Source organism: Shinella zoogloeoides (assembly GCF_003574625.1).
Classification (GTDB): domain Bacteria; phylum Pseudomonadota; class Alphaproteobacteria; order Rhizobiales; family Rhizobiaceae; genus Shinella; species Shinella zoogloeoides_A.
The window spans coordinates 75,546-98,299 of the sequence record NZ_QNUJ01000011.1 but is presented as its reverse complement, the minus strand read 5'-3'; the positions used below and the strand labels follow the sequence as shown (position 1 = coordinate 98,299).

Annotated in this window: 25 protein-coding genes; 9 read left to right on the top strand and 16 right to left on the bottom strand. The window is 66.2% G+C overall.

From position 1 onward, the window contains the following. Positions 1 to 124 precede the first annotated feature (124 nt). Genes purQ through purC form a run of 4 tightly spaced genes read right to left on the bottom strand, consistent with a single transcriptional unit; the run spans position 125 to position 2,106 of the window. On the bottom strand, positions 125 to 796 hold the full coding sequence (gene purQ, locus DSD28_RS20680) for a phosphoribosylformylglycinamidine synthase subunit PurQ (protein WP_119258329.1): 672 nt from the start codon (positions 794 to 796) through the stop codon (positions 125 to 127). Further along, positions 793 to 1,050 carry a hypothetical protein gene (locus tag DSD28_RS20675; RefSeq protein WP_119258328.1) on the bottom strand — a complete coding sequence of 86 codons (258 nt, stop codon included), beginning with the start codon at positions 1,048 to 1,050 and terminating at the stop codon, positions 793 to 795. The genes purQ and DSD28_RS20675 overlap by 4 nt, the downstream gene beginning before the upstream one ends. A 20-nt stretch (positions 1,051 to 1,070) precedes the next feature. After that, positions 1,071 to 1,313 carry a phosphoribosylformylglycinamidine synthase subunit PurS gene (gene purS, locus DSD28_RS20670; protein ID WP_119258327.1) on the bottom strand — a complete coding sequence of 81 codons (243 nt, stop codon included), beginning with the start codon at positions 1,311 to 1,313 and terminating at the stop codon, positions 1,071 to 1,073. A 28-nt stretch (positions 1,314 to 1,341) separates the two neighbouring features. Further along, positions 1,342 to 2,106, bottom strand: a complete 765-nt coding sequence (purC, locus tag DSD28_RS20665; RefSeq protein WP_119258326.1) for a phosphoribosylaminoimidazolesuccinocarboxamide synthase — start codon at positions 2,104 to 2,106, stop codon at positions 1,342 to 1,344. Positions 2,107 to 2,320: 214 nt separating this feature from the next. Here purC and DSD28_RS20660 point away from each other — a divergent pair, with 214 nt between their 5' ends. Continuing rightward, the gene (locus tag DSD28_RS20660; RefSeq protein ID WP_119258325.1) at positions 2,321 to 2,641 is read left to right on the top strand and encodes a DUF1476 domain-containing protein; all 321 of its coding nucleotides are present in this window, start codon (positions 2,321 to 2,323) and stop codon (positions 2,639 to 2,641) included. 87 nt (positions 2,642 to 2,728) lie between these two features. Here DSD28_RS20660 and DSD28_RS20655 read toward each other — a convergent pair whose 3' ends face one another. Beyond that, entirely contained in the window at positions 2,729 to 5,335 is a 2,607-nt protein-coding gene (locus DSD28_RS20655) for a sensor domain-containing protein (RefSeq protein ID WP_119258324.1), read from the bottom strand. Between the two features lie 90 nt (positions 5,336 to 5,425). Continuing rightward, positions 5,426 to 5,986 (bottom strand): RBBP9/YdeN family alpha/beta hydrolase, encoded by a 561-nt coding sequence (locus DSD28_RS20650; protein WP_119258323.1) that lies wholly within the window; start codon positions 5,984 to 5,986, stop codon positions 5,426 to 5,428. A 170-nt stretch (positions 5,987 to 6,156) separates the two neighbouring features. Between DSD28_RS20650 and DSD28_RS20645 the strand changes: the two genes are divergently transcribed. Beyond that, positions 6,157 to 6,957 (top strand): DUF2189 domain-containing protein, encoded by an 801-nt coding sequence (locus tag DSD28_RS20645; protein ID WP_119258322.1) that lies wholly within the window; start codon positions 6,157 to 6,159, stop codon positions 6,955 to 6,957. A 95-nt stretch (positions 6,958 to 7,052) separates the two neighbouring features. On the opposite strand, the gene purB is transcribed toward DSD28_RS20645, so the two are convergent. The 5 genes from purB to DSD28_RS20620 form a co-directional block, all read right to left on the bottom strand. Beyond that, positions 7,053 to 8,360, bottom strand: coding sequence for an adenylosuccinate lyase (gene purB, locus DSD28_RS20640; protein ID WP_119258321.1), 1,308 nt, complete (start codon positions 8,358 to 8,360; stop codon positions 7,053 to 7,055). A gap of 80 nt (positions 8,361 to 8,440) precedes the next feature. Beyond that, on the bottom strand, positions 8,441 to 9,172 hold the full coding sequence (locus DSD28_RS20635; RefSeq protein ID WP_119258320.1) for a DUF2259 domain-containing protein: 732 nt from the start codon (positions 9,170 to 9,172) through the stop codon (positions 8,441 to 8,443). After that, on the bottom strand, positions 9,169 to 9,846 hold the full coding sequence (gene rpe / locus DSD28_RS20630; protein ID WP_119258319.1) for a ribulose-phosphate 3-epimerase: 678 nt from the start codon (positions 9,844 to 9,846) through the stop codon (positions 9,169 to 9,171). The genes DSD28_RS20635 and rpe overlap by 4 nt, the downstream gene beginning before the upstream one ends. Positions 9,847 to 9,913: 67 nt before the next feature. Continuing rightward, entirely contained in the window at positions 9,914 to 10,918 is a 1,005-nt protein-coding gene (locus DSD28_RS20625; protein ID WP_162911491.1) for a P1 family peptidase, read from the bottom strand. Continuing rightward, positions 10,915 to 11,991: an ABC transporter substrate-binding protein gene (locus DSD28_RS20620; RefSeq protein ID WP_119258317.1), complete on the bottom strand. Its 1,077-nt coding sequence runs from the start codon at positions 11,989 to 11,991 to the stop codon at positions 10,915 to 10,917. The genes DSD28_RS20625 and DSD28_RS20620 overlap by 4 nt, the downstream gene beginning before the upstream one ends. A 216-nt stretch (positions 11,992 to 12,207) precedes the next feature. On the opposite strand from DSD28_RS20620, the gene DSD28_RS20615 reads away from it, so the two are divergent. From DSD28_RS20615 to DSD28_RS20585, 7 genes are all read left to right on the top strand, one after another. After that, positions 12,208 to 12,660, top strand: coding sequence for a flavin reductase family protein (locus DSD28_RS20615; protein ID WP_205536226.1), 453 nt, complete (start codon positions 12,208 to 12,210; stop codon positions 12,658 to 12,660). Positions 12,661 to 12,732: 72 nt separating this feature from the next. Next, positions 12,733 to 13,614, top strand: coding sequence for an AAA family ATPase (locus DSD28_RS20610; RefSeq protein ID WP_119258439.1), 882 nt, complete (start codon positions 12,733 to 12,735; stop codon positions 13,612 to 13,614). A 3-nt stretch (positions 13,615 to 13,617) separates the two neighbouring features. After that, positions 13,618 to 14,856 carry a vWA domain-containing protein gene (locus DSD28_RS20605; RefSeq protein WP_119258315.1) on the top strand — a complete coding sequence of 413 codons (1,239 nt, stop codon included), beginning with the start codon at positions 13,618 to 13,620 and terminating at the stop codon, positions 14,854 to 14,856. A gap of 22 nt (positions 14,857 to 14,878) precedes the next feature. Further along, positions 14,879 to 15,205 carry an XdhC family protein gene (locus DSD28_RS20600; protein WP_119258314.1) on the top strand — a complete coding sequence of 109 codons (327 nt, stop codon included), beginning with the start codon at positions 14,879 to 14,881 and terminating at the stop codon, positions 15,203 to 15,205. After that, entirely contained in the window at positions 15,205 to 15,903 is a 699-nt protein-coding gene (locus DSD28_RS20595; RefSeq protein ID WP_119258313.1) for an XdhC family protein, read from the top strand. Before DSD28_RS20600 ends, DSD28_RS20595 begins: the two co-directional genes overlap by 1 nt. Then, positions 15,900 to 17,510, top strand: coding sequence for an NTP transferase domain-containing protein (locus DSD28_RS20590; protein ID WP_119258312.1), 1,611 nt, complete (start codon positions 15,900 to 15,902; stop codon positions 17,508 to 17,510). Before DSD28_RS20595 ends, DSD28_RS20590 begins: the two co-directional genes overlap by 4 nt. 2 nt (positions 17,511 to 17,512) lie before the next feature. After that, entirely contained in the window at positions 17,513 to 17,830 is a 318-nt protein-coding gene (locus tag DSD28_RS20585) for a TfoX/Sxy family protein (protein WP_119258311.1), read from the top strand. Here the strand turns inward: DSD28_RS20585 and DSD28_RS20580 are convergent. The 5 genes from DSD28_RS20580 to bcp form a co-directional block, all read right to left on the bottom strand. Further along, positions 17,803 to 18,240, bottom strand: a complete 438-nt coding sequence (locus DSD28_RS20580; RefSeq protein ID WP_119258310.1) for an NUDIX domain-containing protein — start codon at positions 18,238 to 18,240, stop codon at positions 17,803 to 17,805. The two genes, DSD28_RS20585 and DSD28_RS20580, sit on opposite strands and share 28 nt — an antisense overlap. Positions 18,241 to 18,248: 8 nt before the next feature. Further along, a complete protein-coding gene (locus tag DSD28_RS20575; protein ID WP_119258309.1) occupies positions 18,249 to 19,748 on the bottom strand; it encodes a DEAD/DEAH box helicase in 1,500 nt (499 codons plus the stop codon). 193 nt (positions 19,749 to 19,941) lie between these two features. Then, positions 19,942 to 21,222 (bottom strand): M23 family metallopeptidase, encoded by a 1,281-nt coding sequence (locus DSD28_RS20570; protein WP_245424893.1) that lies wholly within the window; start codon positions 21,220 to 21,222, stop codon positions 19,942 to 19,944. A gap of 98 nt (positions 21,223 to 21,320) precedes the next feature. Continuing rightward, positions 21,321 to 22,148 (bottom strand): ferritin-like domain-containing protein, encoded by an 828-nt coding sequence (locus DSD28_RS20565; protein ID WP_119258308.1) that lies wholly within the window; start codon positions 22,146 to 22,148, stop codon positions 21,321 to 21,323. A 22-nt stretch (positions 22,149 to 22,170) separates the two neighbouring features. Further along, positions 22,171 to 22,638 carry a thioredoxin-dependent thiol peroxidase gene (bcp, locus tag DSD28_RS20560; RefSeq protein WP_119258307.1) on the bottom strand — a complete coding sequence of 156 codons (468 nt, stop codon included), beginning with the start codon at positions 22,636 to 22,638 and terminating at the stop codon, positions 22,171 to 22,173. Between the last annotated feature and the right edge of the window lie 116 nt (positions 22,639 to 22,754).

The following is a 22,754-nucleotide window of genomic DNA, read 5'->3' as shown; positions in this document are numbered from 1 at the left end:
ACCTTTCGGGAGCGAACATGCGCCTTGATAGCAAGGGCCGGTTAAGAGAGGCTGACGAAACCGTATGAAGCCGGCGGATCGGGGCTTTTCGGCGCCCGTGTCCGGCAGGTTTCGTCAGGTTGCCTCAGGCCGCGATGACGTCGAGAACCGATGCGAAGAGCCCACGGCCGTCGGAACCGCCATGGGCGGCCTCGATGAGGTTTTCCGGATGCGGCATCAGGCCGAGCACGTTGCCCTTTTCGTTCATCACACCGGCAATGTCGTTGATCGAACCGTTCGGGTTGGTGCCTTCGGCATAGCGGAAGACGACCTGGCCGTTACCTTCGACCTTGGCGAGCGTCTCGGCGTCGGCGAAATAGTTGCCATCGTGATGGGCGACCGGGCAGCGGATGATCTGGCCCTTTTCATAGGCGCGGGTGAAGTCGGTGTCAGCGTTGGCGACTTCCAGCTTCACTTCGCGGCAGACGAATTTCAGCGAGGCATTGCGCATCAGCGCGCCCGGCAGGAGGCCCGCTTCGAGCAGGATCTGGAAGCCGTTGCATACGCCCAGCACCTTCACGCCGGCCTCGGCCTTCGCCTTGATAGCCTGCATGATCGGCATGCGGGCGGCGATGGCACCGCAGCGAAGATAGTCGCCGTAGGAGAAGCCGCCCGGAATGACGATGAGGTCGACATCCGGCAGGTCCGTTTCGGTCTGCCAGACGGTCACCGGCGCCTTGCCGGAAATCTTGGTCAGCGCAGCGATCATGTCGCGGTCGCGGTTGAGGCCGGGGAGTTGGACGACGGCGGATTTCATGGGTGTGCTTCAAACCTTGCCTGGGCCTCGGCGAGTTCACGCAGTTCGAGGCGGTTTTCGATACGGTCGAGACGCTGGTCCACGCGGTCCAGGCGCGAATAGATGTGGTGAACGTCTTGCTGCACTGTCACGAGCGCTCCCCGCATCGTGATCATCTCACTGCGAAGATCGGAAAGCCCGGTATCCAGTTTGTCCATTCGGGAATGGATGCTTTTCAGCACTTCGTACAGCAGCTCGTTCGTCACTTCTGCCATTCTTCATCTCCCTTCAACCGTCAGGCGAGGGCGATAGTATAGTTCTCGATTACCGTGTTGGCCAGAAGCTTGTCGCACATGGCCTTAAGGTCGGCTTCGGCCTTGGCGCGGTCTACGGTCTGGAGCTCCAGGTCGAAGACCTTGCCCTGGCGGACCTGGCCGACGCCGTCGAAGCCGAGGCTGCCGAGGGCGCCTTCGATGGCCTTGCCCTGCGGGTCGAGAACACCGTTCTTGAGCGTAACCGTTACGCGTGCCTTGATCATGTCTTTCGTTCCATCCTTGGGAGACGTGTTACTTCACCAGAACCGGGCCGGTGCCGCGCACGGGCTCGTTCTCGTTGATGATGCCGAGGCGGCGGGCCACTTCCTGGTAGGCTTCCACGAGGCCGCCCATGTCGCGGCGGAAACGGTCCTTGTCCATCTTCTCCTGGGTGGCGATGTCCCAGAGGCGGCAGCTGTCGGGCGAAATCTCGTCGGCGATGATGATGCGCATCATGTCGCCCTCGTAGAGGCGGCCGCATTCGATCTTGAAATCGACGAGCTGGATGCCGACGCCGAGGAAGAGGCCGGAGAGGAAGTCGTTGACGCGAATGGCGAGCGCCATGATGTCGTCGAGTTCCTGGGGGCTTGCCCAGCCGAAGGCCGTGATGTGCTCCTCGGAGACCATCGGGTCCTCCAGGGCATCGGCCTTGAAGTAGAATTCGATGATCGAGCGCGGCAGGACGGTGCCTTCCTCGATGCCGAGGCGCTTGGAGAGCGAGCCGGCGGCGACGTTGCGCACGACGACCTCAAGCGGGATGATCTCGACTTCCTTGATCAGCTGCTCACGCATGTTGAGGCGGCGAATGAAATGGGTGGGAATGCCCATCTTGTTCAGCTGCGTGAAGAGGTACTCGGAAATCCGGTTGTTGAGCACGCCCTTGCCGTCGATGACATCGTGCTTCTTCTTGTTGAAGGCGGTCGCATCGTCCTTGAAGAACTGGATCAGCGTGCCCGGCTCCGGACCCTCATAGAGAATCTTGGCCTTGCCCTCGTAGATACGGCGGCGACGGTTCATGGAGTTTTCTCTTTGTTGGCGCGATTGGGCCGCGCAGGTGTCTTTCTTTCGGGCTCCCATAAACGAAATGCCGCGGTTTCACAATCGCCGAGACGCCCGATCCCCCGTTTTCCGGCCTTTGCCGGGGGATGCGGAAGCTCCTCTTGTATATCGGCCGGGGTTTTGATTTATGATCGTCAGGCCTCACGGGTCAGAAAATCTACGGGAGACACATATGAGCGGCATACAAGATCGGGAAAAGGCCTTCGAGGCCAAGTTTGCACTGGACGAGGAACTTCGCTTCAAGGCCGAAGCGCGCCGCAACAAGCTCGTCGGCCTGTGGGCTGCCGGCCTGCTCGGCAAGACCGGCGAAGCGGCGGAAGCCTATGCCAAGGAAGTCGTGGCCGCGGACTTCGAGGAAGTCGGCCACGAGGATGTCGTGCGCAAGGTCAAGGCCGATTTCGATGCGGCCGGCGTTGCCCGCACCGAAGATGAAATCCGCGTGCAGATGATCGAGCTTCTGGCGGTCGCCATTTCGCAGCTCGAAGCGAACTGAACGGCGCTCGCGCGTTTTCGAAAGCCGTCCGGCATGCCGGGCGGCTTTTGCGTTTCCTGAGTATTTCCAGCAAAAGCGCGAAGCGGTTTAGCGTCCGGAAACGCTCTGGCGGGTAACGGCGCGGCGGATCTCGTTCTGCAGGTCGCGCGCGGAGCCGGCATTCGCGCGCCATTCCTGGCGCTCCACGAAGGCGGGGAGCGCCGATGCCGGCATCGGGCGGGCGAGGGCGTAGCCCTGCAGGATATCACAGCCGAGGTCGCGCATGACGGCGACATGGGCGGCCGTCTCGACACCTTCGGCCACCACCTCGATATTCAGCGAGCGGCCGATCTCGATGATGGTGCCGACGAGCTTGCGCTGGCCGGGCGAGCGCGCGACCGGCTTGACGAGCTGCCGGTCGATCTTCAGGCGCCGCGGACGCAGCTTCATCAGGCTGATGATGGAGGCGTGGCCCGTGCCGAAGTCGTCGATCTCGATATCGATGCCGAGCCTGCGCATCTCGGCGAGGTTTTCCAGCACCGTGCGGTCGCAGTCATCGAGGAAGATCGATTCCAGAAGCTCGAATGACAGCGATTTTGGAGGGATGTCCAGCATCTGCAACGAGCGGGCGAGCTCCGGGTCGTGCAGGCGCTTGGAGGAAACGTTCGCCGAAATCTTGCCGATGCCGAGCCCCATGGACTGCCATTCCGCGAAATCGGCAAGCGACCGTTCCAGCACGATGCGGTCGATCATCGCCACGCAGTCGAGATCCTCGGCGATCTTCAGGAAGGTGTCCGGCGTAAGGATGCCGCGCGTCGGATGATCCCAGCGGGCCAGCGTCTCGACGCCGGTCATGTCCAGCGTGCGGGCCGAGAATTGCGGCTGGTACCAGGGAAGGAAGCGGCGCTGCTCGATGCCGGAGAGGATATCGTCGGCCGTCTGCTTCTTGACGATGATCTGTGCCTGGAAATCGCTGGTGAAGAACTCGTGCCGGCTGCGGCCGCGGTTCTTGGCGCGGTAGAGCGCAAGGTCGGCATTGACGAGGAGTTGCTTGGCGTCGACGGCCGCGCCCGACTGGCTGGCGATGCCGACGCTGGCGCCGAAGCGGCAGATATGGCCGTTGAAGGTAACGGGCTTGCGCATCGCCTCGACGATCGCCTCGGCAAGCACTGCGAGGTTCCGCCCGGATGAGGCGCTGGAAAGGAAGACGAATTCGTCACCGCCGATCCGCGCGACGAAGTCGCCGTCTCCCTTCAGTTCGCCCAGTACCTTCGCGGCGTGTATGAGCATTTCGTCACCGGCAAGGTGGCCGAGCGTGTCGTTGATTTCCTTGAAGCGGTCGAGGTCGATATGCAGCACGGCAAGCCGGCTGCCGGACCGGCGCGCCGCCTCCGCCGCCTCCTCGATGGCCGCATCCAGGTAGCGCCGGTTCGGAAGCCCGGTCAGGTGGTCGTGCAGGGCGGTGTATTCGATGCGCGCCCGCGCCGCTTCCAGTTCGTCATTGTGGGCTTCGGCAAGCTCCTTGGCGTGCTTCAGCTCCTCCTGCAGCAGCACGTCGTCGGTCACGTCCCAGTTCGCGCCGATGAGGCGCGGCACGCCGGTGCCGTCGAGATAGGGCGCGGCCCGCCCGCGGATGTGGCGGATCTCGCCGTCGCCGCGGATGATGCGGAACTCGTTGGAGAAATCCCGGCTGTGGAAGATACCGTCGCGCACCTTGGCGGTGGCCTTGCGCTTGTCCCCGGGATGCACAGCGCGTTCCCAGGTGGTGCCGTCTGGCGCCTCGGTGAGCCCGTACATTTCGATCATCCGGTCGTCCCAGCGCACCTCGCCCGTGCGCAGGTTGACCTCGAAAACGCCGATGCGCGAAACGTCGAGCGCCAGCTCCAGCCGGCGGGACATCTGGGCGAGGCGCTCTTCCGCCTCCTTGCGCTCGGTAATGTCCGTGTCGGTGCCGGCAATGCGGCTCGGTTTGCCGTCGTCATCGTATTCGACCACCGCGCCACGGCTTTCGATCCAGATCCAGCGCCCGTCCTTGTGCTTCTCGCGATAGCTGAAGACGTTGAACGGCGCTTCGCCGCTCTCCTGCCTTGCGATCTGCGCGAGCACATGGGCCCGGTCGTCGGGATGGACGGAATCGATCCACGCATCGAGGTTACCCTCGATCGGGTCGTCCGGCTGAAGGCCGCGGATCGTGCGCCACTGGCGGGAATAGAACAGGTCGCCGCGAGCGAAATCATGGTCCCAGACACCCTGTCCGGCGGATTCGAGAGCGTGGTTCCAGCGGCTTTCCCGCTCGGCCAGTTCCAGCGCGTTGCGTTTGCGCTCGTCGATGTCGACGATCTGGACGATCAGGGCCGGCGAAGCATCTTCGCCGGGATTGACTGGCGGTGCGATGAAGGAGGCCAGAACCCAGAATTCCGCGCCATCCGCGCGCTGGAGGCGGATTTCCCATGGCGACTGCTCGGCCATCGGCGCGCGCATGGCGAGCGGCAGAATGGCGCGGTCCTTGGGCGAGACGGCAGCCTTGAAGGTCGTGAGTGCGGAGAAGGAGGCAACGCCGAGCGCCTTGAGCAGCACGGCATTCGCATCCACGATGCGGCCTTCGCCATCGAGCGCGGCGAAGCCGAAACCGGAACGGTCGAACAGGCGGCGGTAGAACGATTCGTGCTCCGCTTCCCGCACGGCAATGGAGGTCGAACCGGAAGGTTTGGCCATAAACGCGGCGCCTGCAATGAACTCAACAGCCGGCAGCGTGCAGGATTTCTATGAAATTCCTCTTAATGATGAAATGAGGGCCCCGGCCGGTCAGGCCGGCGCCTTGAGACGGCTGAGGAACTGGGCGAAGACCATCGTTCCCTCCGGCCAGGGGCCGTGGCCGGATTCCGCGTTGATATGGCCGGATTCGCCGGCGTCGAGCAGAAGCGAGCCCCAGGCGGCGGCAATGTCGTCGGCGTGTTCGTAGGTGCCGAACGGATCGTTGCGGCTGGCGACGACGAGCGAGGGGAAGGGCAGCGGATCGCGCGGATAGGGCCCGAAGCTCATGAAGTGCTTCGGCCGGATATCGGGATTGGCGACATCGGGCGGCGCGACGAGGAAGGCGCCGGCGACCTTGTCGCCGAGATGCGGCACGGCATGGATGGCGCTGGCAACGCCGAGCGAATGGGCGACGATGACGACGGGCTTCGTGGCCGCCGCGACGTCCTCGACCACGCGCCGCACCCAGTCCTCGCGCACGGGCTTTGCCCATTCGGCCTGCTCCACGCGGCGCGCCGTCGAGAGTTTCGATTGCCAGCGGCTCTGCCAGTGGTCGGGGCCGGAATTGCTGTATCCGGGGACGATGAGGATATCTGCTTCCGAGACTTTCATGCGCCCGGATGTGCGTTCACGAAGTGCTGAAGTCAAGGGGGCGGGACAAATCGGCCCTCCGGGTGTATGATTCGCGGTCTTCAATGCCAGTCACGGCCTGCCGTGGTGGCGGACGATTGCCCTCCACTTGGTGCGCCATTGACGGTTTCCAACCGGCAAGGAGGAGTATCATGGCGAGCTTTCATGTCATGGCCGGCCCCGGCGAGATGGTCGCCCATCCGGCAATCCGGCGGATCGGCCTCACCGATATCCGGGATGCGCTCATGCGCGGCTTCGACGATTTTCGCGCCAAGCCGTCGCATTACGTCTTCCTCAGTCTCATCTATCCGATCTGCGGCGTGGTGCTCGTCACCTGGAGTTCCGGGGCCAACATGTTGCCGCTGATCTTTCCGCTGGTGGCGGGCTTCGCGCTGCTCGGGCCGTTCTTCGCCATCGGCCTCTACGAGATCAGCCGTCGGCGCGAGCGCGGCATGGATGCGTCCTGGCTGCATGCGCTGGAGGTTCGCCATTCGCCGGCCCTGCCGTCGATCCTCGCCCTGGGTGCGATGCTGATGGTGCTCTTCGTGGCATGGCTTGTCTTCGCGCAGATGCTCTATACCAGCCTTTACGGGCCGGAGCCGCCGCGCTCGCTGTCGCTGTTCCTCGCCTCCGTCTTCGATTCCGAGAACGGGCTGCTCCTGATGCTGGCCGGCAATACCATCGGTTTCTGCTTCGCGCTGGTCGTGCTGGCGACCACCGTCATCGCCTTTCCGATGCTGCTCGACCGGGATGTCGGGGCGGTCGCAGCCGTCGAGACGTCGCTGCGCGCGACGCTGGTCAATCCCGTGCCGATCGCCTGCTGGGGCCTGATCGTCGCGGCGCTGCTGATCATTGGCTCGATCCCGCTCTTCGTCGGGCTTGCCGTGATCATGCCGATCCTCGGCCATGCCACCTGGCATCTCTACAGGAAGATTGTCGTCGACGAGGGATAGGGAACGTTTCGCGGGCGGAAGCGCCAGGAGGAGAGTGCAAGACCGCCCGCCAGAGGGGAGCGATGGCGCCATTGGCGCCATCGCCTTTTCAGACCTTAGACCGTGCCGAAGACGCGGCGGAAGATCGTGTCGACATGCTTGGTGTGGTAGCCGAGGTCGAACTTTTCGCGGATCGCCTCTTCGGAAAGGGCGGCGCGCACTTCGCCGTCCGCCAGAAGCTCCTCGAGGAAGTCCTTGCCTTGTTCCCATACCTTCATGGCGTTGCGCTGCACGAGGCGGTAGGCATCCTCGCGCGAGACCCCGGCTTGCGTAAGGGCAAGCAGGACGCGCTGCGAGTGAACGAGCCCGCGGAACTTGTTGAGATTCTTCAGCATGTTCTCCGGGTAGATCACCAGCTTCTCGATGACGCCGGCTAGGCGGTTCAGCGCGAAGTCGAGGGTGATCGTCGTGTCCGGGCCGATGCCGCGCTCGACGCTGGAATGCGAAATGTCGCGCTCGTGCCACAGCGCCACATTCTCCATGGCGGGCGTGACGGCCATGCGCACGAGGCGGGCAAGGCCCGTCAGGTTCTCGGTCAGCACCGGGTTGCGCTTGTGCGGCATGGCGGAGGAACCCTTCTGGCCCGGCGAGAAGAACTCTTCGGCCTCCAGGACTTCCGTGCGCTGCATGTGGCGGATTTCGATGGCGACGTTCTCGATGGACGAGGCGATGACGCCGAGCGTGGCGAAGAACATCGCATGGCGGTCGCGCGGAATGACCTGCGTGGAGACAGGCTCCGGCACGAGGCCGAGCTTGGCGCAGACATGCTCTTCGACGCGCGGATCGATATTGGCGAAGGTGCCGACGGCGCCGGAGATCGCGCCGGTGGCGATTTCCGCGCGGGCGGCGACGAGGCGGGCGCGATTGCGATCCATCTCGGCATAGAAGCGGGCGAGCGTCAGGCCCATCGTCGTCGGCTCGGCATGGATGCCGTGGCTGCGGCCGATGCGGATCGTGTCCTTATGCTCGAAGGCGCGGGCCTTGAGGGCCGCGAGCACGCGGTCCATGTCGGCAAGCAGGATATCGGCGGCGCGCACGAGCTGGATGTTGAAGGTCGTGTCGAGCACGTCCGAAGACGTCATGCCCTGGTGCACGAAGCGGCTGTCCGGGCCGACGAACTCGGCAAGATGCGTCAGGAAGGCGATGACGTCATGCTTGGTGACGGCCTCGATCTCGTCGATGCGGGCGACGTCGAACTCGGCCTTGCCGCCCTTTTCCCAGATGGTCTCCGCGGCCGATTTCGGGATGACGCCGAGCTCGGCCAGCGCGTCGCAGGCATAGGCCTCGATCTCGAACCAGATGCGGAACTTCGTTTCGGGCGACCAGATGGCGACCATGTCCGGTCGGGAATAGCGAGGGATCATCGGCTCTAGACTTTCCTTGGGAGGGTGGGAATTGCCGCCGCTTTAGCAAAGATGGCCGGCAAGCTCAACGCATGGCGGCCCTACGGGCGGAAGGGCACTGCGATCCAGCGGCCGTCCGCGCCCTCGAAGCCGAAGCTGCGCACCAGCACGAGCGCGACATGGACCGGTTTCACATTGAACGCGTTGAAGGTGACCGCGCCGGATATCTGGTAGGAGAAGGCGCAGTTTCGGCTCTCGGGCACGCGCTTGTCCTCGTGCACCAGCGTATCGGCGACGGTCCCGTCGTTCTTGACGAGCTTGAGGCGGAAGCCCTTGATGCCGTCCGGCGCGATGTCGCGGCACCGGTCCGTCATGTCGAGGGCGATGTCCTCGATGGCGAGGGAAAAGGCGCCGCCGACCGTCGGTTCGACGGCGTGCTGGAGATATTCGATGCGCTTCGTATCGACATTGCCTTCGCCCATCGGGTTGAAGGCAGCGAGCACGCCGGGATTGGCCAGCACGTCGTACCGGTCGGCGAGCGCCTTCGCCTTGTCGCGGCTTTCCGCGCGCGCCTTGGCGATGCCGGCCGCTTCGTCGTCGATGCGCACGCGGATCGGCGTGCCGGGAAGGTAGGCGTCCTTTTCCGTGTCGATGAAATAGACGTTGGAATAGGGAAAGCCCGAGCCGTCCTGGACGCCGAATTCCTCGAAGGCGTAGACCTTGCCGTCCGGCGAGAAGCCGAGGGACTGGAAGGTGGAAAAATCGCCCGCCTGCGCGCCCGCCGCCGAAAGGCAGGCCGCAAGAACGATGGCCGCTCTTCCCGAGGTCGTCACGCCCGCGCACCCTCCGCATTGCCGCGCAGGGTGTCGACGGTCTTGCGATAGGCCTCGACATGGCCGCCGCCGAAGATGGCCGAGCCGGCGACGAAGACATTGGCGCCGGCGGAGGCGGGAAGGGCGATCGTATCGACGGCGATGCCGCCGTCGACCTGCAGCTCGATCGGCCGCTCGCCGATCATGGCGCGCACGCGGCGGATCTTCTCTTCCATCGCCGGAATGAACTTCTGGCCGCCGAAGCCGGGATTGACGGTCATCACGAGGACGAGGTCGATCTTGTCGAGGAGATAGTCGAGCACGCTTTCGGGCGTCGCCGGGTTGATCGCCACGCCCGCGCGCTTGCCGAGCACCCGGATCGCCTGAAGCGAGCGGTCGAGATGCGGGCCGGCCTCGGCGTGGACCGTGATGCCGTCGCAGCCCGCCTTGGCGAAGGCTTCGAGATAGGGATCGGCGGGGGCGATCATCAGGTGGCAGTCGAAGAAGGCGTCGGTATGCGGGCGCAGCGCCTTGATGACATCCGGGCCGAAGGAGATGTTCGGCACGAAATGGCCGTCCATGATGTCGAGATGGATCCAGTCCGCCCCGGCCGCGACGACGTCGCGCACTTCCTGGCCCAGCTTGGCATAGTCGGCGGCGAGGATGGAGGGCGCGATCCGGATGGGAAGGGTCATGTCAGGCTCCTGGGCGAGAAATCTGGCGTCGCCATACCATTCCCGGCAGGGCCGAACAACGGGCGAATTACCGCGTGGCCCAAGTCGCCATCACGTCGCCCGGCATCGCCGCCGCATCGTGCACGCCGCGCGCTATGGCGCGGGCCATGGTGGAGGCGGCCGCGGCGCAGAGATCGATGAAATCCTCCGCCGCCGGTGCGCGGCCGCTCCTGCCGGTCGCGAGCGCGAAGACGAGATCGCCGTCGAGCGGCGTATGCGCCGGCCAGAGCGCGCGGGCAAAGCCGTCATGGGCGGCAATGGCGAGGCGCTTGGCCTCCGCCTTCGTCAGCACCGCATCCGTGGCGATGACGGCGATGGTGGTGTTCTCCACGCCGGCCGGCCGTGGCGACAGTTTCGTGCGTGGGATGCGCGCATCGGCGGGGAACGGGGTGGGGAGGCCGAGCCCGCCGAACTCGCCGTCCTCCTCGAAGGGCGCGGCCCAGAAATGCGGTGTGTTCCCGACGGTGGCCGAGCCGAGCGCATTGACCGCCACCAGCGCGCCGACCGTGAAGCCGTTCTCCAGCACGCTGGAAGCCGAGCCGATTCCGCCCTTGAAGGTCGCCGTCAGGGCCCCGGTGCCGGCCCCGGCGCTGCCGGTCTCGAAGGTCTCGCCCGCATCGGCGAGCGCCTGGTAGCCGAGCTCGCGATAGGGCGGGTAGCGGCCCCAGTCCTTGTTGCCGCCGTTCATGAGGTCGAAGAGGATGGCGGCGGGGACGATGGGCACGCGATGGGGACCGACGGCAAAGCCGCGCCCCGCCTCGCGCAGGCCCGCCTGCACGCCCGAGGCGGCATCGAGGCCGAAGGCCGAGCCGCCGGACAGCACCAGCGCGTCGACCGTCTGGACCGTGTTGTGCGGCTCCAGGAGATCCGTCTCGCGCGTGCCGGGCGCGCCGCCGAGCACCTGCACGGCCGCCGTCGCGGGCTCCTCGCAGAGCACGACCGTGACGCCGGAGCGAAGGACATGGTCGGTGGCGTTGCCGACCTTGAGGCCGGCAACGTCGGTGATGAGGTTCCGCGGACCGGGCGCCATCACTCGCTCTCCGCCGCCTTGTCCACCGGCACGAAGGCGCCCGCGCGCCAGACGAGCAGGCGGTAGGGGTTTTCCCTCAATTCGTGATCGGCACCGAAGGCAATCGTGCCGATGGCCGTCGCGAAGCTGCCGGCACTGAGCTTCTGCGTGAGGTCGCCGCCTGCCGCGGCAGCCGTCGCCAGTACCGTGACGGCGGCGTGGGCGGGGAGCACATAGCCTTCCGCGACGATATCCTTTTCCGCCATCGCCGCGGCGACCGGCGCGCCCTCCGGCAGGGACTGGTAGTCGGGCAGGGCGATGGCCTCCACGCCGTCCGTCATCGGCACGACGGGATCGGCGCCGACCAGCGCCTCGCCGCCGAGAAGGGCAAGCGGCTTCTTCTCGGCTTTCGCATCGCGTGCGATGACGGCGACGTCCGTGCGGTCGCCGCCGACGAAGACATGGGTGGCGCCGGTCTTGGCGAGGCGTCGCACCAGCGCGAGCTGTTGTTCCTGTGCCGGCCGATACGTATCGACGAAGGTCGCCTTCATGCCGACGTCCTCCAGCCGCAGCCGCACGGCCTCGACAAGCTCGCGGGCATGGATCGTGCCGTCGTCGATGAGGGCGAAGGATTCGGCTTTCCAGTCGCGGGTGATGACCTCCACCGCCTTGTCCGCTTCCGCCTTCGGGCCGGGGGCGAGGCGGAAGAGCGGCCATTTCTTCTTCAGCGCATCCTCCATGAGGATGCCGGAGCGCACGGAAAGCGTGACAGCCGGCACATTCGCCTCGGCGAGCGCGGGCAGCGAGGCGGCAAGCCCCTCCGAGCAGAGGAAGCCGACGGCGGCGGTCGCATCGGCCGCTAGGATTGCCTTGGCGATGCCGGCTCCATCCGTCTCGTCGCAGGCCTCCGCAATCTCGACGACCGTGTCGCCGTTCGCCTCGGCGGCAAAGCGCGCGCCGTCGCGGACCTGCTGGCCGAGAATGGCGAGCGGTCCGTCCTTCGGCGCGACGACGGCGAAGGTGAGGCCCGCGGCGGCTGCCGGCGCGGCGGCAAGCACGGACGCTGCGAAGAGGCTGGCAAGGGCGGCGGTCTTCATTCTCAATCCATGGATCGCGATCCCGCCCTTTGTAAGGATCGGGCCTCGGGCGTCAAAGGGAATTATCGTTCCGGGATCCGCTTTGTCTCTGGCGGGACAGGAATTTTCAGCCCCGGGGGTTACATTTTTCTTCACTTTCGCCATGTATCTCATGTGTCAAAGGAGAATGCCGTGTTGGACAGGTTGGTGGTGGATTCGTCACTCTACAGGGATGCCATGAGCCGCTATGCCGGCCATGTGCAGATCGTGACGACCGCGCATGAAGGCGAGAAACGCGGCGTGACCATCACCGCCGCCTGCTCGGTATCGGACAATCCGCCGATGCTGCTCGCCTGCGTCAATGCTTCCAACCCCAAGAATGCGATCTTCGAGAAGAGTGGCCGCTTCGCGCTGAACACGCTCTCCGCCGACCAGATCGAGCTTGCCAATGCCTTTTCGGGCCGCGATCCCTCGCTGACCTCCGAACAGCGCTTCGCCATGGGCAACTGGCAGGAATTGGTGACGGGCGCGCCGGTGCTGAAGGACGCGCTCGCCGCCTTCGATTGCCGCGTCGTCGAGTTCAAGGTGATGGCCACCCATATGGTGCTCATCGGAGAGGTGATGGGCGTCTCCTTCGGCGAGCACAAACCGGCGCTTCTCTATATGGACCGGGGCTACCGCGCGCTATAAGTTCATCCTCCGGAATGGAGGAACGACGTGCCCTATCGACGCGGACAGATCCCGCAATCCATCGACGAGACCATGGAGATGCTGGCGGCGGGGAACTACCTTGCCGGCCGTTCGCTGGCGACCGTACTGTTCCTCTCGCTGCGCATGAAGCGGCCGCTCTTCCTCGAAGGCGAGGCCGGCGTCGGCAAGACGGAGATCGCCAAGGTTCTGGCCTCCGCCCTCGACCGGCCGCTGATCCGCCTGCAGTGCTACGAGGGGCTCGACATCTCCTCGGCGGTCTATGAGTGGAACTATCCGGCGCAGATGCTGGAGATCCGCCTTGCCGAAGCCTCCGGCACCACCGACCGCGGCCGCATCGAGGCCGATATCTTCTCCGAGCGCTACCTGATCCGCCGCCCGGTGCTCCAGGCGCTGTCCTCGCCGGACGGCCGCGCGCCCGTCTTCCTCATCGACGAGCTCGACCGCACGGACGAGGCCTTCGAGGCCTTTCTGCTGGAAGTGCTGTCGGATTTCCAGGTGACGGTGCCGGAACTCGGCACGATCCGCGCCGCCGAACCGCCCATCGTCATCATCACGACGAACCGCACGCGCGAGGTGCACGACGCACTGAAGCGGCGCTGTCTCTATCACTGGGTCGATTATCCCGACGCCGCGCAGGAACTGGAGATCATCCGCCGCAAGGTGCCGGGCTGCAATGCCACGCTCTCGCAGCAGGTCGTCGCCTATGTCCAGAGGCTGCGCGGGCTCGACCTCTTCAAGAATCCCGGCGTTGCCGAGACCATCGACTGGGCGACGGCGCTCACCGAGCTCGACCGGATGGCGCTCGATCCGGAAACGGTTTCCGACACGCTGGGAACGCTGCTGAAATACCAGGACGATATCGCCCGCATCGAGGGCGCGGAGGGCCGCAAGCTGCTCGACGACGTGAAGGCCGGTCTGGCGGCGGCGGGTTGAGCGATGGCAAGGGCGGTGGGCAACGGAATTTCTGGCACTGCCGCTGACGGGCGGCTCGCCGACAATATCGTGCATTTCGCCCGCGTGCTGCGCAAGGCCGGCCTTCGCCTCGGCCCGGCGGCGGTGACGGACGCCATCGAGGCGGTGGAGGCCATCGGCATCGGCGAGCGCGAGGAATTCTACACCGCGCTCCACGCGACGCTCGTCAAGCGCCACGAGGACGACGCGGTTTTCGACGAGGCATTCCGCCTGTTCTGGCGCTCGCGCGATCTCGTCGGCAAGATGATCGCGCTGATGTCGCCCGTCGTGACCCGGCACGAGGAGCGGGAAAAACGCAAGGCCGGGGAAACCCGCGTCTCGGATGCCTTGTTCGGCGGGCAGGAGGACCGGCGCAGGGAGCGCGACGAGCCGGATATCGAGATCGACGCCCGCTTCACCGCCTCGGGCAGCGAACTCCTGCGCCGGACGGATTTCGCGCAGATGACATCCGCCGAGCTTGCGGCGGCGAAACGGGCGATTGCCGATCTTGTCCTGCCGATGGACGAGGTGCGCACCCGCCGCTTCCGCCGCAGCACCCGTCCCATCGCCATCGACGCCCGCGCCACCATGCGCCACGCCATGCGCACCGGCGGCGCGCTGATCCTGCCGCGCCACCGCGAGCCGAAGACGGTGCATCCGCCGCTCGTCGTGCTCGCCGACATTTCCGGCTCGATGAGTCAGTACACGCGCATCTTCCTGCATTTCCTGCATGCGCTCGGCGAGACCCGCCGCGTCCACGCCTTCCTGTTCGGCACGCGGCTCAGCAATGTCACGCGCCAGATGCGCCACCGCGATCCCGACCTTGCCGTGGAGGCATGCAGCCAGTCGGTGAACGACTGGTCCGGCGGTACGCGCATCGGCGAGACGCTGAAGGAGTTCAACCGGCTCTGGTCGCGCCGCGTGCTGGCGCAGGGCGCCGTCGTGTTGCTCATCACCGACGGGCTGGAGCGCGAGGGCATCGAACTGCTCGAAAAGGAAATGGACCGATTGCACCGTTCCTGTCGACAGCTCATCTGGCTCAACCCGCTCCTGCGTTTCGAAGGGTTCGAGGCGCGGGCGCGCGGGGTGCGGGCGATGCTGCCGCATGTGGACGAATTGCGCCCGGTGCACAATCTGGAGGCCATGGCGGATCTGGTGGCAGCGCTTTCGGGCATGGTGCGGCGCGGCGCCGGCGATCCGCGCCGTTTCCTGCCCGTAGCGTGAGAGAATGAGGGAGGAGGAAAGAATGGACGCGAAGGATGTGCTCGATCCGCTGACGATCGCGGAACGCTGGATGGATGACGGGCGCATGGTGGCGCTCGCGACCGTGGTCGAGACCTGGGGCTCGGCCCCGCGCCCCGTCGGCAGCCATCTCGTCATCGACGGCGAGGGTAATTTCCACGGCTCCGTCTCCGGCGGCTGCGTGGAGGGCGCGGTCATCGGCGAGGCGATGGAGGTGATAGGCGACGGCGAGCCGCGCATGCTGGAATTCGGCGTCGCCGACGAGACCGCCTGGCGCGTCGGTCTTTCCTGCGGCGGGCGCATCCGCGTCTATGTGGAGCGGGTGGGCTGATGGATCCCTTTCTCCTGCGCAAGCTGAACAAGGAACGCGCCGCGCGCCGTGCCGTCATCCACCTGACGGATCTCGGCGACGGGCGTGACCGGGTGATCCGCGAGGGCGATCCTATCGCGGGGCCGCTCGGCGAGGCCGTTACCGCCGCCTTCCGCTCCGGCAGGTCCGGCGTGGTGGAGGCGGAGGAACGGAAATTCTTCCTCAATGTCCACCTGCCGCCCGCCCGCATCGTCGTCATCGGCGCGGTCCATATCAGCCAGGCGCTGGCGCAGATGGCGAAGGTCACCGGCTTCGACGTCCTGATCATCGATCCGCGCACCGCTTTCGCCACGGAGGAGCGCTTTGCCGGCATCGATCTCGTCGCGGACTGGCCGGAGGATGTGCTGAAGACCCGTCCGCTCGACGCCTATACGGCGCTCGCCGCCGTCACGCACGATCCGAAGATCGACGATTTTCCGCTGTCGCAGGCCCTTTCCACCGGCTGCTTCTATGTCGGCGCCCTCGGCAGCCGGAAGACCCACGCCAAGCGCGTTGAGCGACTGAAGGCGCTGGGACACAGCGAGGCGGAAATCGCGACGATCTCGGCGCCCATCGGCCTCGATATCGGCGCAGCGAGCCCGGCGGAGATCGCCGTCGCGATCCTCGCCGACATCGTCGCACATCTGCGCCGCCGCCCGTTGCGCGAGGCCATGCCATGATCTTCGGGGAAGTGCCGGTCGGGGACGCGGTCGGCGCGCGGCTGGCGCATGGCGTGCGCGCGGAGGGCCTGTCGCTGCACAAGGGGCGCATCCTGACGGAGGAGGATCGCGCGGCGCTGGCCGGGGCGGGGATTTCGACCGTCATCGCCGTGCGGCTTGAGCCGGGCGATATCGGCGAGGACGAGGCGGCGGCGCTGATCGCCGCAGCTATCCCGCCGGATCATCTTGCCTTCACGCCGCCGGCGACCGGCCGCATCAATCTCCATGCGCAGGCAAACGGCCTTTTCGTTGCCGACCGTGCGGCGGTCGACCGCTTCAACCGCATCGATCCGGCGATCACGCTCGCCACCCTGCCGGATCACGTCAGCGTCGCGGCCGGCGACATGGTGGCGACGGTCAAGATCATTCCGCTCGCGGTGCCCGGCGCGCTCGTCCAGGCGGCCGCGGCCGTCCTTGCGTCGAGCCGGGCGCTGGAGGTGAAGCCCTTCGCGGCGCATCGGGTCGGCGTCGTCGCGACGGAGCTGCCGTCCCTCAAACCCTCGGTGATGGACAAGACGCGCCGGCTTTTCGAGCAGCGCCTCTCGCCCTCCGGCAGCCGGCTGACCGACGAGGTGCGCGTGCCGCACCGGGCCGAGGCGGTAGCCGATGCCATTCGCCGCGCGGCGCCGGAAAACGATGTCGTCGTCGTTTTCGGCGCTTCGGCGGTGACTGACGCCAATGACGTGATCCCCGCCGCGATCCGCGCGGCCGGCGGCGTGGTCGAGCATGTCGGCATGCCTGTCGATCCCGGCAATCTCCTCGTTCTCGGGCGCATCGGGTCGGTGCCGGTGCTCGGCGCGCCGGGTTGCGCGCGCAGCCCGAAGGAGAACGGTTTCGACTGGGTGCTTGCCCGCATCTTCGCTGGAGAAAAGCCCGGCCCGCAGGAGATCACCGGGATGGGCGTCGGCGGGCTCCTGGCCGAGATTCCCAGCCGGCCCCAGCCGCGCGATATCCGCATGCCCGAGCGCCCGCTCTCCGTCGCCGCGCTCGTGCTGGCGGCGGGCCGCGCCAGCCGCATGCAGGGCAGCCACAAGCTGCTCGCCGCCTTCGAAGGCAAGGCGCTCGTCCGCCGCTCGGCGGAGGCGGCGCTTGCAGCAAGGCCGTCGCGCGTGCTCGTGGTGACGGGGCACCGGGCGGAGGAGATCGAGGCGGAGCTTGCGGGCCTCAGGATCGATATCGTCCGCAATCCCGATCATGCGCAGGGCATGTCGACCTCGCTGCGCGCCGGCGTCTCCGCGCTTGGTCCGGGCTGCGACGGCGTCGTAGTGATGCTGGCCGACATGCCGCATGTCACCGGCGCGGATGTGCGCCGCCTGCTCGACGCCTTTGCGGCGGCCGGCGGCCATGCCATCGTGCGGGCGGTGTCGGGCGGCAAGCGCGGCAATCCCGTCGTGCTGCCCCGCGCCACCTTCGCCGCCATCCTGCAGCTCGAAGGCGATGTCGGCGCCCGCCATATCGTCGAGAGCGCCGGGCTCGATGTGGTGGATGTTGAGATCGGCGCGGCGGCGCATGTCGACGTCGACACGCCGGAGGCAGTGGTCGCGGCGGGCGGTATTCTGAGGGATTAGCGATGGATCGGGATGAGATCGAGGAAATGTTCCAGGCGCTCGGGCCGGTGACGATCCGGCGCATGTTCGGCGGCAAGGGCATCTACCATGCGGGGCGCATCCTGGCGCTGGAGGTGGATGGCGAGATCCTGCTGAAGGCGGACGCGGAAAGTGGGCCGGATTTCGAAGCCGCCGGCAGCCGACAATGGTCCTACGAGGGCAGGAGCGGCAAGCCGGTGAAGATGCCCTACTGGTCGATCCCGGACGAGGCCCTCGACGACCCGGACGAGATGGCCATCTGGGTGCGCCGGGCCTACGAAGCGGCGTTGCGGGCGAAATGACGCGCGCCGAGCGCCTTGACGGCATCGGCGGCGAAGCGCGAGAGCGGCGAGGGCAGGGCATCCAGCGGGAACCAGCCGAATTCCGGAAGCTTCTCCGGCTCCATGACGCGCGCCTCGCCCGCGAAATCCTCGGTCACATAGATGAGCGAAACCCAGTGCTGGCGCTCGTCCGCGATGATCTGCTCGGAAAGGCAGAGGAACTCGACGGCGCCGATGGAAAGGCCGGATTCCTCCTCGGCCTCGCGGCGGGCGCTGTCGACGGCGCGCTCCATGTGGTCGACCTTGCCCCCGACGATGTTCCACGAGCCGGCTTCCGGCGCACGCAGGCGGCGATAGAGCAAAAGCTTGCCCTCACGCAAAACAGCCAGGCCACAACCGAGGCCCGGCATGTCGATGCCTGGAATGGACATGGATCGGATCAGGCCTTGCCGGCGATCAGCATGAAGGCCGGAACCTCGTCGCCGAAGCCGAGCGGCGTCGGGCCGTCATCCTCGTCGCGGCGATAGCGGTTGCGGCGATCGCGGCTGTCGTCGTTGGCCGGACGCGGCGCGGCGTGGTTTGCGGACCGCGGATTGCGGGCGGAATTCTGCGGCCGCCCTTCCGCCTTGCGTTCAGCTTTCACGGCTTCCACCTTCTCTTCGGTCTCGCTGGTCTCGATGCGGGTTTCCGCCGCACGGCTTTCGCCCTTGCGACCGCGGGAACGATCACGGTCGCGGTCACGACCGCCGCGATCGCGGCCGCCGCGGGGGCGTTCGCGCTCTTCGCTCTCGGCCTGCTGCGGCAGGTCCTCGATGCCGCCGTTCAGCCATTCGACCTTCTGATCGATCAGCTTCTCGATGGCATCGACGAATTTTCCGTCGCGCTTGGATACCAGGGTGAAGGCGGCGCCCGAGCGGCCGGCACGGCCGGTGCGGCCGATGCGGTGGACATAGTCCTCGGCATGGATCGGGACGTCGAAGTTGAAGACGTGGCTCACGTCCGGAATGTCGAGGCCGCGGGCGGCGACGTCGGATGCCACGAGGAGCGTGAGCTTGTTTTCCTTGAAGTTGGCCAGCATCGTCGTGCGGGCCCGCTGGTCCATGTCGCCATGCAGCGCGCCGACGGAGAAGCCGTGGCGGTCGAGCGAGCGGAAGAGATCGGCGACGTCGACCTTGCGGTTGCAGAAGATGATGGCGTTCTTCAGGTCGTCCTGCGCGCGGATGAGGTCGCGCAGCGTCGCGCGCTTCTCGTAGTCCTTGCCGTGCGTGGCGACGAGGCGCTGCGTCACGGTCTTGGCGGTGGAGGAGGGCGGCGCCACCTCGATCCGCTCCGGGTTCTGCAGGAAGCGGTCGGCCAGCTTCTGGATTTCCGGCGGCATGGTGGCCGAGAAGAAGAGGGTCTGGCGGGTGAAGGGGATGAGCTTGGCGATGCGCTCGATATCCGGGATGAAGCCCATGTCGAGCATGCGGTCGGCTTCGTCGATGACGAGGATTTCCACGCCGGTCATCAGCAGCTTGCCGCGCTCGGTATGGTCGAGCAGGCGGCCGGGGGTGCAGATCAGGACGTCCGCGCCGCGCTCCAGCTTGCGGTCCTGCTCGTCGAAGGAGACGCCGCCGATGAGCAGTGCCACGTTGAGCTTGTGATTCTTGCCGTACTTTTCGAAGTTCTCCGCGACCTGCGCGGCAAGCTCGCGCGTCGGCTCGAGGATGAGCGTGCGCGGCATGCGGGCACGGGCGCGGCCCTTTTCGAGCAGCGTCAGCATCGGAAGGACGAAGGAGGCGGTCTTGCCGGTGCCCGTCTGGGCAATGCCGAGAATGTCGCGCCGCGCGAGCGCCGGCGGGATGGCGCCGGCCTGGATGGGAGTCGGGATCGTATATCCCGCATCCGTGACGGCGGACAGGACTTTCGGGCTCAGGCCAAGATCAGCAAAAGTGGTCAAAGGGAAAACAGTTTCCGTTCCGGTTCTTGCGAACGCTATGGGTTTCAGCGGCGCAATAGCCGCAAGGATGCAGCGCACATATGCCGAAAGTGCCGGAAAGTCAAGGAAATCAGCGAATTTGGTAAATCCGCGAGTGATTTGAAGCCGATGGCAGACAATTTTGTCATACCGAAGCGCCCGGGCTTGCGCTACGTCAATCCATATAGGTCGTCAGCTTCATGCCTGCGGTGAGGAAGCGCATCGGGTCGACGGCCTTGCCGTTGCGGCGCACTTCGTAGTGTACATGCGGGCCCGTGGAGCGGCCCGTCGTGCCGGAAAGGCCGACCGGATCGGAGGCTTCCACATGGTCGCCGATCTTGACGAGCACGCGGGAAAGGTGCGCGTAGCGGGTCGTCAGGCCATTGCCGTGGTCGATCTCCACCATGTTGCCGTAGCCGCCCGTGCGGCCGGCCACCGTGACCGTGCCGGCGCCGGTGCAATGGACCTCGGTGCCCGTCGCGGCGCGGAAGTCTATCCCGGCATGAAGGGCGAGGCGGCCGAGGAACGGATCGGTACGGTTGCCGAAGCGGCTGGTGATGTTGCTGCCGGGCGCGGGATTGCCGAAGGGCAGTTTGCGCGCCGTGCGGCGGGCGGCGTCGAGCCGGTCCAGCGCGGTATCGAGGTCGCTGATCGATTCCTCGAAGGCATCGCCCGGGCTCATCGGCTCGACGAAGGGGCCGCCGATGGCCGTGTCGGCGGATGTATCCGTCGGGATGCCTTCGGCGATGTCGAAGCCGGTGCGGCGCAGGATCTTCTGGATGGCGTCAGCCGTTTCCGAGGCGCCGGCCGTGAGCGACTGGATGCGACCGAGCTGCTCGTGCTCGAGATCCTTCAGCGACAGCGTGACCTTCGAGAACATGCGGTCGGCGTGGTCGGCGACCGATTCGCCCGTGGAAGCATAGGCGAGCTGCGTCGTCTTCTGCGGCGTAATGCCCATGATGGCCTCGATCGCGCCGGCCGCATCGGCGCGGCGTCCGTCCGTCATCGGCTTCTCGCCGGGTAGGGGCACCGTTTCGCCGCCATCGACGCCGCTGCTTTCGGCGCGGCTCAGCAGGGCGTCGAGCTTGCCGTGGCGCTCGGACAGCGCGAGCTGCTGCTGCATCAGCTTCTCGACCTTCTCCTCCACCACTTGCTGATCGAGGAGCTGGCGGCTGGTGACGCGGTCTACCTGGGCGCGGAGGGCGGAAATGCGGTCCTCGTAGTCGTGCTGCATGCGGGCCTGGCGCGCCATGGTGGCGCCGATCAGGTCGTCGCGCAGGACGAGATAGGAGGTGGCGGCGAGATAGCCGACGGTGAACATGCCGGCAAAACAGAGCGTCACGGCGGCCATCCAGGGGCGGATGGTCATGTGGCGGATCTTGTCGCCGCTCGCCAGGATCACGACATGCTGCTGCGCGCGTTTTCCAAAGACACGGTTTTCAGGACGCTCCGCCACCTAAAACTCCCCGGCCGATTCTCATGGTTCTCGTGCGGGGAATTACACATTGTTAGGGTTAATAAAGCCTTTCCAGGACGGCTTTTCCGCCCGGAATATCAGCTTTGGCTGACGGAAACGAGCGCCCGGTAGAAGGACGGCGTCAATCCCGCCTCGGCGCGGGCTATATCGTTGAAGGGCGGCTTCAGGGGGCTGCGGAAATTCAGGCGGACAAGCTCCTTGAAGGCGGCGGCCGGGTCCTTCTTCTCGCGGGCGCAGAGGAAGCGGAACCATTTGGCCCCGACGGCCACATGGCCTTTCTCATCGTTGTAGATGATGTCGAGGATGTCGGCGCTGGCGTGGTCGCCCGTCTCGCGCATCTTCGCCTGCAGGGTCGGCGTCACGTCGAGGCCGCGCGCCTCCAGAATGAGCGGCACCACGGCAAGGCGGGCCGTCAGATCGTTGCGCGTGTCGTGCGCGGCCTGCCAGAGCCCGTCATGCGCCGGCAGGTCGCCATAGTCCGCGCCGAGCTCGCGCAGGCGATCGCGCACGAGCCGGAAGTGCTTGGCCTCCTCGAACGCAACTTGCATCCAGCCGTCGAAGAAGGAATGCGGAACCCGCTCCGTCGTGAAGCGGGCGACGATGTCGAGCGCGAGGTCCACGGCGTTGAGCTCGATATGGGCGAGGGCATGGAGAAGGGCGATGCGGCCTTTCAGCGTGTGCAGCGAGCGCTTCTCCATATGTTTGGGCGGAATGAGCGCCGGCTTTGCCGGGCGGCCCGGCCGGAGCGGCAGCGCAGGATCGCGCGGCGAGCGCATCGAAAGCGTGCGGGCGAACCAGCGCCGGGCGGTCTCCTGCGACAGCGCCGTCTTCAGGTCGAGGTCGGCCGCAAGGATTGCCGCCGTCGCCCCGCCACGCAGGCTCTCGATATACGGAAGGTCTGTCATTCCAGCGCCCTGTTTCCGGTTCTTAAAGTTTTCTGGCAGCGTCGAGCACGGCCTCGACATGGCCCTTGACCTTCACCTTCGACCAGATCTCCGCGATCCTGCCGTCGGCATCGACGAGCACCGTCGTGCGCTCGACGCCCATATAGGTGCGGCCATACATGCTCTTTTCCTTCCACACGCCGTAGGCCTCCAGCGTCTCATGGCTCTCGTCGGAGGCGAGCGGCACGGCGAGGGCGTGCTTCTGAACGAACCGGTCGTGCTTCTTCACCGGATCGGGCGAAAGGCCGATGAGCGCGACGCCCGCCGCATCGAAATCGGCTTTTGCGGCGGTGAAATCCTTCGCTTCCATCGTGCAGCCTTCCGTGTCGTCCTTCGGATAGAAGAACAGCACGACCGGGCGGCCGCGGAATTCGGAAAGCGAGATTGCGCCGCCACCGTCGCGCGGAAGGGTGAAATCCGGCGCGTCGGCGCCTCGGACCAGTTCTGCCATGGGATTTCCTTTCTTTGGCCGGCTTTTTGAGTCAGGGACACGGCTTCCCGCATATATAGTGACAGGCAGAATCGTCCAGCGGTGAGCGGGCGATGCGCGGCAATTCCATGGGATAA

Bases quoted from the DNA above. Each gene is read 5' to 3' on its own strand.
- purQ (WP_119258329.1), bottom strand. From the start codon at position 796: ATGAAATCCGCCGTCGTCCAACTCCCCGGCCTCAACCGCGACCGCGAC.
- DSD28_RS20675 (WP_119258328.1), bottom strand. From the start codon at position 1,050: ATGGCAGAAGTGACGAACGAGCTGCTGTACGAAGTGCTGAAAAGCATC.
- purS (WP_119258327.1), bottom strand. From the start codon at position 1,313: ATGATCAAGGCACGCGTAACGGTTACGCTCAAGAACGGTGTTCTCGAC.
- purC (WP_119258326.1), bottom strand. From the start codon at position 2,106: ATGAACCGTCGCCGCCGTATCTACGAGGGCAAGGCCAAGATTCTCTAT.
- DSD28_RS20660 (WP_119258325.1), top strand. From the start codon at position 2,321: ATGAGCGGCATACAAGATCGGGAAAAGGCCTTCGAGGCCAAGTTTGCA.
- DSD28_RS20655 (WP_119258324.1), bottom strand. From the start codon at position 5,335: ATGGCCAAACCTTCCGGTTCGACCTCCATTGCCGTGCGGGAAGCGGAG.
- DSD28_RS20650 (WP_119258323.1), bottom strand. From the start codon at position 5,986: ATGAAAGTCTCGGAAGCAGATATCCTCATCGTCCCCGGATACAGCAAT.
- DSD28_RS20645 (WP_119258322.1), top strand. From the start codon at position 6,157: ATGGCGAGCTTTCATGTCATGGCCGGCCCCGGCGAGATGGTCGCCCAT.
- purB (WP_119258321.1), bottom strand. From the start codon at position 8,360: ATGATCCCTCGCTATTCCCGACCGGACATGGTCGCCATCTGGTCGCCC.
- rpe (WP_119258319.1), bottom strand. From the start codon at position 9,846: ATGACCCTTCCCATCCGGATCGCGCCCTCCATCCTCGCCGCCGACTAT.
- DSD28_RS20620 (WP_119258317.1), bottom strand. From the start codon at position 11,991: ATGAAGACCGCCGCCCTTGCCAGCCTCTTCGCAGCGTCCGTGCTTGCC.
- DSD28_RS20615 (WP_205536226.1), top strand. From the start codon at position 12,208: ATGAGCCGCTATGCCGGCCATGTGCAGATCGTGACGACCGCGCATGAA.
- DSD28_RS20610 (WP_119258439.1), top strand. From the start codon at position 12,733: ATGGAGATGCTGGCGGCGGGGAACTACCTTGCCGGCCGTTCGCTGGCG.
- DSD28_RS20605 (WP_119258315.1), top strand. From the start codon at position 13,618: ATGGCAAGGGCGGTGGGCAACGGAATTTCTGGCACTGCCGCTGACGGG.
- DSD28_RS20600 (WP_119258314.1), top strand. From the start codon at position 14,879: ATGGACGCGAAGGATGTGCTCGATCCGCTGACGATCGCGGAACGCTGG.
- DSD28_RS20595 (WP_119258313.1), top strand. From the start codon at position 15,205: ATGGATCCCTTTCTCCTGCGCAAGCTGAACAAGGAACGCGCCGCGCGC.
- DSD28_RS20590 (WP_119258312.1), top strand. From the start codon at position 15,900: ATGATCTTCGGGGAAGTGCCGGTCGGGGACGCGGTCGGCGCGCGGCTG.
- DSD28_RS20585 (WP_119258311.1), top strand. From the start codon at position 17,513: ATGGATCGGGATGAGATCGAGGAAATGTTCCAGGCGCTCGGGCCGGTG.
- DSD28_RS20580 (WP_119258310.1), bottom strand. From the start codon at position 18,240: ATGTCCATTCCAGGCATCGACATGCCGGGCCTCGGTTGTGGCCTGGCT.
- DSD28_RS20565 (WP_119258308.1), bottom strand. From the start codon at position 22,148: ATGACAGACCTTCCGTATATCGAGAGCCTGCGTGGCGGGGCGACGGCG.
- bcp (WP_119258307.1), bottom strand. From the start codon at position 22,638: ATGGCAGAACTGGTCCGAGGCGCCGACGCGCCGGATTTCACCCTTCCG.